Raw genomic sequence first — 6267 nt, 5'->3', positions numbered from 1 at the left:
GGAAGGAGTCCCAGATGGAAACTGTGGTGGGGTCGCGGGCACGGTCCGACATCCGCGAGTTCATCCAGGCGAAGTTCCCCGGAGCGCGGTTCACCGACAGCGACGACATCTTCGGACTCGGCTTCGCCACGTCGCTGTTCGCCATGCAGCTGGTCATGTTCGTGGAGCAGCGGTTCGGGTTCCAGGTCGACAACGACGACCTGGACCTGGCCAACTTCCGGTCGGTGGACGCGATGGCCGCGCTGGTGGCGCGCGCCGCGCCGGCCGCGGTCGAGCAGGGGGTGGCCGGTGGCACTGGCGCCTGAGGTCGACCTCGGCGCGGCCAGGCACGACCGCGCCGCGTTCCGGTCCTTTGTGGACTCCTACGTGGCCGGTCGGGCCGACGACTACGACCGGGAACAGCGGCTGCCGCACGACATCCTGGCCGCGCTGGCCGAGCACGGGTACTGGGGTGCGGCACTGCCGACCTCGGCGGGTGGGGCCGGCATGGACATGGTCACGCTCGGCGCGCTGCACGAGGAGATCGGCCGGGGCTGCTCGTCGCTGCGCAGCCTGCTCACCGTGCACACCATGGTCGCCGCCACCCTGCACCGCTGGGGCGGTGAGCGGGCCAAGCGGTGCTGGCTGGCCGAACTGGCCACCGGCCGGCGGCTGGGCGCGTTCTGCCTGACCGAACCCGAGGTGGGCAGCGACGCGCGGGCGATCACCAGCACCGCCCGCCGGGACGGCGCCGACTACCTGGTCGACGGCACCAAGAAGTGGATCACCGGCGGCCAGCTCGCCGACCTGTTCCTGGTCTTCGCCCGCTGCGGCGAGGAACCGGCCGCGTTCCTGGTCGAGGCGGACGCGCCGGGCGTGCGGGTGGAACCGGTCAGCGACCTGCTGGGCACCCGGGCCAGCATGCTCGCCCAGGTGCACCTCACCGACGTGCGGGTGCCGGCGTGGGCCCGGCTCGGCCGGGAGGGCGCGGGCATGCTGGTGCTCACCCACGCCCTGGACCTGGGCCGCTACAGCGTGGCCGCCGGCTGTGTCGGGATCATGCAGGCCTGCCTGGACGCCTCGGTCGACTACACCGGGCAGCGCCGGCAGGGCGGCCAGCCGCTGCGCGAGCGCCAGCTGGTCCGCCGGCTCATCAGCGACATGGTGACCCGGCTGCACGCGGCGCGGCTGCTGTGCGTGCGGGCCGGCGAACTCAAGGACGCCGGCGACCCCGCGACCCTGATGGCCACCTGGGTGGCCAAGTACTTCGCGTCGACCAGTGCCATGCGGACAGCCAGTGACGCAGTGCAACTGCACGGCGCGAACGGGTGTACCGAGGGCACTCATTCGGTGAGCCGGTACTTCCGGGACGCCAAGGTCATGGAGATCATTGAGGGCAGTTCGCAGATCCAACAGCTCGTCATCGCCGATGACGCCTACCAGCACCAGCCAGGCGCACCGGGGTGGAGCGTTGTGGTGGGGAGGCGGGCATGAGCCTGTCAGACGCGACCGAGGCGGCGGCCCGCACCGGGGCCAGTGGCCAGGGCCGGATCAAGTGCGTGGTGTGGGACCTGGACAACACCCTGTGGGACGGCGTGCTGCTGGAGGACGACGACGTCCGGCCGCGCGCCGAGGTGCTGGCGGTCATCCGCGAGCTGGACCGGCGCGGCGTGCTGCACTCGATCGCCAGCCGCAACGACCCCGCGCCCGCCCTGCGCCGGCTGGAGCGGCTGGGCGTGCTGGAGTACTTCCTGCACCCGCAGATCTCCTGGAACCCCAAGTCCGCCGCGATCAGCGCGGTGGCCAACGCGCTCAACATCGGGGTGGACGCCGTCGCGTTCGTCGACGACCAGCCGTTCGAACTGGCCGAGGTGGCCTTCGCCCTGCCCGAGGTGCTCTGCGTTCCCGCGGACCAGGCCCCCGAGCTGGTGACCAGGCCCGAGTTCCAGCCGCGCTTCGTGACCGCCGAGTCCAGGACGCGGCGCGCCATGTACCGCAGCGGGATCGACCGGGACCGGGCCGAACAGGAGTTCGCCGGCACCAGCGAGGAGTTCCTGTCCACACTGGACATGGAACTGCGCATCACCCCGGCCGCCGCCGAGGACCTGCGCCGCGCCGAGGAACTCACCGTGCGCACCAACCAGCTGAACTCCACCGGGATCACCTACTCCTACGCGGAACTCGACCACTTCCGCACCTCACCCGACCACCTGCTGCTGGTGGCCGGACTGCGCGACCGGTTCGGGCCCTACGGCACCATCGGGCTGGCCCTGGTGCACACCGGCGCGCCGGCCTGGCGGCTCAAGCTGCTGCTGACCTCGTGCCGGGTGATCTCCCGGGGCGTGGGCGCCGTGCTGCTCAACCACGTGATGCGGCTGGCCGCCGACAGCGGTCGCGAGCTGCACGCCGAACTGGTCGACACCGGCCGCAACCGGCTGATGTACGTGACCTACCGGTTCGCCGGGTTCACCGAGATCGGCCGGGAAGGCGGCGTCACCGTGCTGCGCGCCGACCTGAGCCGGGTCCAGGACCCACCCGGGTACCTGCGCGTGCTCACCGGGTAAGCCCCCGATGGCGGTGCCCATCGGCCAACCTGCAAGGGAGCGCCGTGCTCAGCAGCGAAGGTCTGGAAAAGCACTACGGGGACGTGCGCGCCCTCGACGGCTTCGACCTCACCGTGGCCCCCGGTGAGGTGGTGGGGCTGATCGGGCACAACGGCGCGGGCAAGACAACCTTCCTGGAGGTGGCCGCCGGACTCCAGCGGGCCGACGCCGGCCGGGTCACCGTGTGCGGGGTGGACGTGCGGCGGGAACCCCGGCGGGCCCGCGCCCTGCTCGGGGTGGCACCGCAGGAGGTGGCGCTCTACCCGCGCGTCACCGTGCGCGAACACCTCACCCTGTTCGGTCGGCTGCACGGCCTGCGGTCGGCCCGGCTGCGCCGGGAGATCACCGCGCTGGCCCAGGAGATGATGCTCGCCGACCTGCTCGACCGGCCCGCCGCCACCCTCTCCGGCGGGCAGCGGCGCCGGGTGCAGACCGCCGTGGCCCTGGTGCACCGGCCGCCCGTGCTGCTGCTGGACGAACCCACCGTCGGCGCCGACCCGGTCACCAGGGACGCCCTGCTCGCCGCGGTGCGCCAGCGGGCGGCCGACGGGGCCGCGGTCTGCTACACCACGCACTACCTGCCCGAGCTGGAGCGGCTGGGCGCCAGCATCGCCATGGTGGCCGGGGGCAGGGTGATCGCGCGCAACAGCGGTGACCGCCTGCTCGCCGGCCTGCCCAGCGAGTTACGGGTGCGCTTCACCGGCGGCGTGCCCGCCCGGTTAGGTGAGCTGCCGGCGACCACTGTGGACGACACCGAACTGCGGATCAGCACGGTCACCCCCGGCCCGGAACTCGCCGCGCTGGTGGCCGAGTACGGCGCCGACCGGCTCAGCTCCGTGGTGATCCGCCCACCCACCCTGGACGACCTGTACCGGCGCCTGGCCCTGGGTGGTGACCATGTGGGCTGACCACCGCAGTTCCGCCGGACCGTCTGGTGTGGACGGTCGAATGGACCGGCTCGGCGCGCTGGTCCGGCACAACGCCCTGCTGCTGCGCCGCGATCCCGGACCGGTGCTGAGCCGGCTGTGCATGCCGGTGCTGCTGATGGTGGTGTTCGAACCGCTCTACCGCGCGGCGGCCGGCACCACCGGTGAGATCGCCATCCGGGACACCGCACCCCGGGTGCTGGTCACGTTCTCGATGTTCGCGGTCTCCACGGTCGGGGTCACCATGATCGCCGAACGCACCTGGCGCACCTGGAGCTGGCTGCGGGCGACCCCGGCCAGCGCCTGGGAACTGGTGGCGGGCAAGTCGGTTCCGCTGCTGGGCGTGCTGCTCGTGCAGCAGGTGCTGGTGCTGGGCCTGGCCAGGATCGCCTTCGGCCTGTCGATCCTGGCGCCGCCGCTGCTGCTGTTCGCCGGACTGGCCTGGGCGCTGTGCATCCTGGCCTGCGGCGTGCTGCTGGCCACCTTCGCGCACAGCCCCACCCAGCTGAGCAGTTTCGCCGACGTGGGCGGGCTGCTGCTGTCCTCGGTCGGCGGCGCGCTGGTGCCGATCACGCTCATGCCGGCGTGGCTGCGCGACATCGCCCCGGTCTCGCCCGCCTACTGGGGCGTGCGCGCCCTGCGCGCCGCCGTCGTCGGGGACGGTGTGGCCACGCTGGCCGCGGTCGCCGTGCTCCTGGTCCTGGCCCTGGCGGCCGGCTGGTTGGCGTGCTGGCGGATCAACCGGCACTGGAGCCGCCCCGAACTGCTCTGACCGGTCCTGCTCCGCGCCGGGTTCCGCTCCGCGCCCGGCACCGCTCACGCCGGCAGGAACCGGCCGGCGTCGTGGTCGTGGATCTGCCACAGGAAGCGGACCACCTTCTCGGCGTAGCCCGCGTTGCGCAGCTCCGGCGCCAGACCGGCGAGCGCCACCATCGAACTGACCAGGCCGTACCAGGTGCAGCGCTGGTAGTCCGCCCAGCAGTCCGACCACGGGTAGTCGGTGACGCCGGCCGCGCACAGCGCCGTGTGGTAGGCCCGGACCAGCCGGCGCTCCACCGCCTGCCGCTCCCTCGGCGCCAGCCGGCCGAGGAAGTACGCCACGTCGATCAGCGGCGCGGCGTGCGCGGCCATCTGCCAGTCCACGGTCACCAGGTGCCGCTGGTCGGCGGCATCGGTGCGGAACAACAGGTTCGTCAGGTGGAAGTCGGCGTGGGTCAGGCAGGACGGGCCGCGGTGTCCGGCGGCCCACCCGGCCAGCCCGTTCCCGCACAGCCGGTCACCGAGGTCGCGCAGCTCGGGTTCGAGCCGGGTCACCTCCCAGCCGGTGAACTCCAGCCAGGACACCCGCAGCAGGTCCTCCCAGTTGCGCATCCGCTCGTCGCTGAAGTGGTTCAACCACGGCAGGTCGGCCAGGGCCGGGTCGTTCCAGTGGGCGGCGTGCAGCAGGGCCAGTTCGTTGGCGACGAGCAGGGCGTCGTCCATCGGGCAGGGCAGGTCCTGGTCGTGCACCACCGCGTCGGCGACGTCCTCCAGCACCAGCGCGAATCCACCCGAACCGCTCAGCTCGGCCAGGTGGCACCGGGGGGTGCGCATCCGGATCGTGGCGGCGAACTCCTGGTAGAACAGCACTTCCCGGGTGTAGAGGCCACCCAGCTGGGCCAGCCCCCTGGACAGCTCGTCGTTGGCGGGGAACTTGGCGATCAGCGAGGCGGGCGCGGTGGACACCGGTCGGTCGTAGTCCAGGCGCAGCCGCACGGTGTGGGCGATGTACCCACCGTCCAGTTCGGACACATCCACCGCGACGACGCGACGCTCGGTGGGCAGGGCCCCGCTTTCGTGCAGCACCTCGGTGAGCCATTCGGTGGACACCGCCGACGACTCGGTGACAAGAGCTGACATCGCAGTCCTTTCCCGTGCCCCGCCCAGGGGAAACGAAATCCCTACCGGCCAAGCCCTGTTTGTCCATTGTAGACTTTTTTGTCGGTCGGGGCGGGAAGCTCACGGGATCCCGGGCAGCGGCCACACCTCACCGGTGCTGCTGTTGATCAGGGCGGCACCGCTCACCGTGGCGGTGAGCGGCAGCACGTCATAGGTGGCCGCCGCCACCAGGGCGAGCTGGCTCAGTCCGGCCCGGGGTGCGAGCGCGGCGTGGGGCAGCCACCGGTTGACCTCGTAGTGCTCGTGCACCAGCGCGCCGGTGTCGCGGACCGCGGCCACGACGGCCTGCTGCCGTGCGACGAGATCCGCCGGACACGCCGGCACCAGGCAGACCCGCCCCCGGCGGAACGCCCCGATCGCGTCGAACACGATCTCGAACGGCCCGTGGTCGGGCAGGGCCGCGACCGCGTCCCGCACCGCCGTGAGCCCCCAGCGCAGCAGCACCACGTAGGACAGGTGGGGGTGGTGCTGGCCGTGGGTGTGCGAGCGGAGCGTGGGCACGCCGCGTTCTTCGAGCCGGTCCCACAGGCCGCGCAGGCTGCGCTCGGTCCGGCGGTCGAAGAGCAGGCAGACCGCGAGAGCCATGTCCCGACGGTAGTGCCGGGACCAGCCGCGCGCCCCTTGCGGCAGACCGGGCGGCGGCCCGACCACGCGGGGGTGCGACGTCCGTCCCGTGGGCCGATCCGCCCGGGCGCGGGTCATCCCGTGGTCGCGCCCGCGCCGTGCGTCGTCCCGTGGTCCCGGACTGGGCCGTGGACGGGTGGGCGCCACCCCTGATTCACCCGAACGGCCCTGCCTGAAGTGTCAACTCGGGGGGTTTG

General features: G+C 72.5%; 7 protein-coding genes. 5 read left to right on the top strand and 2 right to left on the bottom strand.

The features are described from left to right. Positions 1 to 14: 14 nt before the first annotated feature. From LX83_RS26995 to LX83_RS26975, 5 genes are read left to right on the top strand one after another with little or no spacing between them, the layout of a single operon-like run. Entirely contained in the window at positions 15 to 305 is a 291-nt protein-coding gene (locus LX83_RS26995) for an acyl carrier protein (RefSeq protein ID WP_253776328.1), read from the top strand. Continuing rightward, positions 289 to 1473: an acyl-CoA dehydrogenase family protein gene (locus LX83_RS26990; protein ID WP_253776326.1), complete on the top strand. Its 1185-nt coding sequence runs from the start codon at positions 289 to 291 to the stop codon at positions 1471 to 1473. Before LX83_RS26995 ends, LX83_RS26990 begins: the two co-directional genes overlap by 17 nt. Then, complete coding sequence (locus tag LX83_RS26985; RefSeq protein WP_253776324.1) at positions 1470 to 2543, top strand: HAD-IIIC family phosphatase; 1074 nt, start codon at positions 1470 to 1472, stop codon at positions 2541 to 2543. Before LX83_RS26990 ends, LX83_RS26985 begins: the two co-directional genes overlap by 4 nt. A gap of 44 nt (positions 2544 to 2587) precedes the next feature. After that, positions 2588 to 3490, top strand: coding sequence for an ABC transporter ATP-binding protein (locus LX83_RS26980; RefSeq protein WP_253776322.1), 903 nt, complete (start codon positions 2588 to 2590; stop codon positions 3488 to 3490). A gap of 40 nt (positions 3491 to 3530) precedes the next feature. After that, entirely contained in the window at positions 3531 to 4280 is a 750-nt protein-coding gene (locus LX83_RS26975) for an ABC transporter permease (RefSeq protein WP_253776320.1), read from the top strand. A gap of 44 nt (positions 4281 to 4324) precedes the next feature. On the opposite strand, the gene LX83_RS26970 is transcribed toward LX83_RS26975, so the two are convergent. Both LX83_RS26970 and LX83_RS26965 read right to left on the bottom strand, forming a co-directional pair. Continuing rightward, on the bottom strand, positions 4325 to 5407 hold the full coding sequence (locus tag LX83_RS26970; protein ID WP_253776318.1) for an ecdysteroid 22-kinase family protein: 1083 nt from the start codon (positions 5405 to 5407) through the stop codon (positions 4325 to 4327). 99 nt (positions 5408 to 5506) lie between these two features. Next, complete coding sequence (locus LX83_RS26965; protein ID WP_253776316.1) at positions 5507 to 6031, bottom strand: 2'-5' RNA ligase family protein; 525 nt, start codon at positions 6029 to 6031, stop codon at positions 5507 to 5509. Between the last annotated feature and the right edge of the window lie 236 nt (positions 6032 to 6267).

This window comes from Goodfellowiella coeruleoviolacea, from assembly GCF_024171785.1.
Taxonomy (GTDB): Bacteria; Actinomycetota; Actinomycetes; order Mycobacteriales; family Pseudonocardiaceae; genus Goodfellowiella; species Goodfellowiella coeruleoviolacea.
Note: the sequence above shows the minus strand (reverse complement) of the source record. Positions and strands in the feature narration are given on the sequence as shown.

Bases quoted from the DNA above. Each gene is read 5' to 3' on its own strand.
- LX83_RS26995 (WP_253776328.1), top strand. From the start codon at position 15: ATGGAAACTGTGGTGGGGTCGCGGGCACGGTCCGACATCCGCGAGTTC.
- LX83_RS26985 (WP_253776324.1), top strand. From the start codon at position 1,470: ATGAGCCTGTCAGACGCGACCGAGGCGGCGGCCCGCACCGGGGCCAGT.
- LX83_RS26975 (WP_253776320.1), top strand. From the start codon at position 3,531: ATGGACCGGCTCGGCGCGCTGGTCCGGCACAACGCCCTGCTGCTGCGC.
- LX83_RS26970 (WP_253776318.1), bottom strand. From the start codon at position 5,407: ATGTCAGCTCTTGTCACCGAGTCGTCGGCGGTGTCCACCGAATGGCTC.
- LX83_RS26965 (WP_253776316.1), bottom strand. From the start codon at position 6,031: ATGGCTCTCGCGGTCTGCCTGCTCTTCGACCGCCGGACCGAGCGCAGC.